The 2,756-nt window shown below is 37.3% G+C and carries 3 protein-coding genes; all 3 read left to right on the plus strand.

What is annotated here, in order from left to right; genetic code table 11:
- The coding region (locus DEF52_RS05925; protein ID WP_237357377.1) for a hypothetical protein at positions 1-1,097 on the plus strand (1,097 nt) is incomplete at its 5' end.
- 93 nt (positions 1,098-1,190) lie between these two features.
- Entirely contained in the window at positions 1,191-1,418 is a 228-nt protein-coding gene (locus DEF52_RS05930) for a hypothetical protein (RefSeq protein ID WP_151808126.1), read from the plus strand.
- A 20-nt stretch (positions 1,419-1,438) separates the two neighbouring features.
- A partial coding sequence (locus tag DEF52_RS05935; RefSeq protein ID WP_151808127.1) for a hypothetical protein occupies positions 1,439-2,756 on the plus strand: 1,318 nt, incomplete at its 3' end.

Below are 2,756 nucleotides of genomic sequence, written 5' to 3' on the forward strand. Positions count from 1 at the left end.
TAGAGGAGCTCACCAGACAAGATTTGCTCAGGAGGCTCGAGTGTGAGCGTAAGGCTTCTAGTTGTGTCGATGAAATATCATCTCAAGCAGAGCTACATATCGGAGAAGGTGATGATGAGGATTACTTCACTGGTGAAAAAGGAAGAGTACTCGGAGATTTCTGGAATTTCTTTGAATCTCTCTTCAACCTTTTTGAAGTAGATGTAGATGATCCGAAAATCTACCAAATGCTCAAGGAGAAGAAAGAAAAAAATTGGCTTCTTTCGATAATTAAGTTTTTGCGTGATAAGCTTAAGGAGTTAATCAAGAAGATTTTTGCACGCGATTTAAGTTTCAATCAGAGGTTGGACAAAGAGATAAAAGAATTGCAGGAGAAATTGGGCAGTGGTGAGTTATCAGAAGAAGAGTTTGCAAGGGCGTTAGAAAGATTAACTGCATTGCAAGATCTGAAACTCAGGTTACAAATGGCTGTTGTCGGATGGATTGTTACAATGTTCGCAGAGATGTTTGGAGTTGAGTTGGCGGCTGCGGTAGAGGCATCTACAGAAAAGGAAGATAAAAAAGCAGAAAAAACATCATTAAAGGAAGAAAATAAAGAAGTTTGCGAAAACGTAGAAATAAAAGTGGATGAAAGAGAAAAACCTAAAGTGCCAGTTTTCCTTTTTGAAGTTTCACCAGGATTTGTAAGGCCGGTTGTTCTGAGCAAACCAGAACTTGATCTTTTACCAAAACCTATGAAAGAACTAATACCTAAAGAGGTTATAAAGGAGGAGACCCGCGAGGAAACAAAACCAAAAGTGGAAGAAGAGAAAAAAGCGAAGCCGGAGGAACCGAAGAAAGAGGTGTGTCCACAGAAAGTTCCGGAGCAAAAACCTGGGAAGAAGAGACCAATGTTGCATAATAACACAAATGGTTCTAGTAGGAAAGCGAAATATTTTGCATTTGATAATGTCGACATACGAGAGACGCCAACAATAGAACCAATTGATGTAAATGAAATTTACGGTAAATTTCTTGCTGAGCAGAATCAAATTTCACCAGAATCAGAACTTAATTCTATAAATGTTCAGCCTAAAGGAGGTTATAAAGGGAAATGAAAAAAAAATTTATGAAAATGCAAAAAAGTTGTTGCACTTATGATTTATTTATAATATATAGATTACATAATATTTTTATTAACGGAGGGTATTATGGATAAAAAACAACAAGCAAGCTCTAGTTCACAAGGGGATCCTCGTTTTAAGGTAGGCTCTGGTGGATATGATTCTGCTGCTTGGCTAAAAGCTAATCCTGGGAAAGGTGGAGGGCCGGTCATGCACAATGACCCTAGCAAGTTTGACAGGTGTGATGCCTATCCTTATACAAGGATGAGTAATGCTAAAGCTGATAGTGCTCAAAGTAGTAGTAAAAAAAAGTAATATTTGAATAGGGGGGAGTTATGACTAGTTTAGATTTTGTTAAGGAGCTGGTTAATGCGTTTAACGTTAGTAATTACGGCTCTAAAGTCAACACTAATTTTGTTGTGGAGGGCGATAATATCGTCGTTAAGTTTAATTGTGGTCAGCGCTCTGCAAAGAGGTACTTATCACAGATGGCAAGAGACTTAGTAAGAGAATATTATTCTGATGAGTCTGTAGCTGGTCACTTTTTTGACCTTAAGTCTTTTCCATTTAACTTTGATAAAGGAAGGTGGACGTTTAACAAGGCGGGGACTCAGTTTACAGTTCCTATAGGCTCTGGAGTAATCTTTAATCTCAAGGTGCATTTTGCTGAGGAATTCAGGAGTGAAGTAAGACACCAAATGATTAGGGAAATCGGTGGAAATTCTCAACACATTAAAGAGATTTTAAACAAAAATATACAGCAGGTAGCAATGGATACATCACCTCATTATATAAAATGCCTGTGGTTTAATAATCCGGGTATACAAGCGCATTTTATGAAGGTACTTCGGGCAAAAATGCAAAAGTATAGTTTTGATCTTTTAGATTTCTGTTGTATAGATGGCAATAAAGTATATTTTACAAATGTTGAAAATATTGATTTGGTGAGAAGTGTAACAGAAGTTGCTAAAAAAAGGTCAGGGTATCATTTTCGCTTTCCAAGCCGTAATGATTTAAAAGTTAGAAAATATAAAGGTGCTATGGGCGCGCTAATCTTTAGCTTAACTGGAATACCAGTTTATGGTTACTACCGTGATAATTTTATAGATGAAGACAGGATAAGTAATGGAGATCACTTTGCTTTTATACCTATAACCAAGGAGGGTAATAATTTAAGGTATCTAGCTCGTATGGAGGCAGATAAGATTAATGCTAAATTTTCTCATGATATTTTAACTAATGTTAGAGGTCAAACTGAAGCCACACGGTCAAATGAATTTGGTGAGGTATATGCTTTGTCCGATAGACAGATTGCTCTTTTAATTCCTGTAATTATAGAAAACTCTGTAATCAACAAAGATGGTCAAATAGAGATTGATCCTGAGCTTCGTTTTCGAGCATTGTCGCGATCACCATCGACTGAACTGTCAGATATGGAATTGGAGTCTCCCACGTGTAGTCAGGGTGGAGTAAAGGATTCTCCCAGGCAAGGATCAGAAAGAGAGGAAGAAACAGAGCCTTTTCTGGGGGTGCTGGAAATAGATCCAAGTCAATCCACTTGTTCTCTTAGAGCATGGGATAGTTCAACATTCTTAAATCTTGAGGTTTCTAATGAGGAATCTGAAAAACAGCAAGTTACTGATAAAAGTGATC

It is taken from the genome of Wolbachia endosymbiont of Nasonia oneida (genome assembly GCF_009012935.1).
GTDB classification, from domain to species: domain Bacteria; phylum Pseudomonadota; class Alphaproteobacteria; order Rickettsiales; family Anaplasmataceae; genus Wolbachia; species Wolbachia pipientis.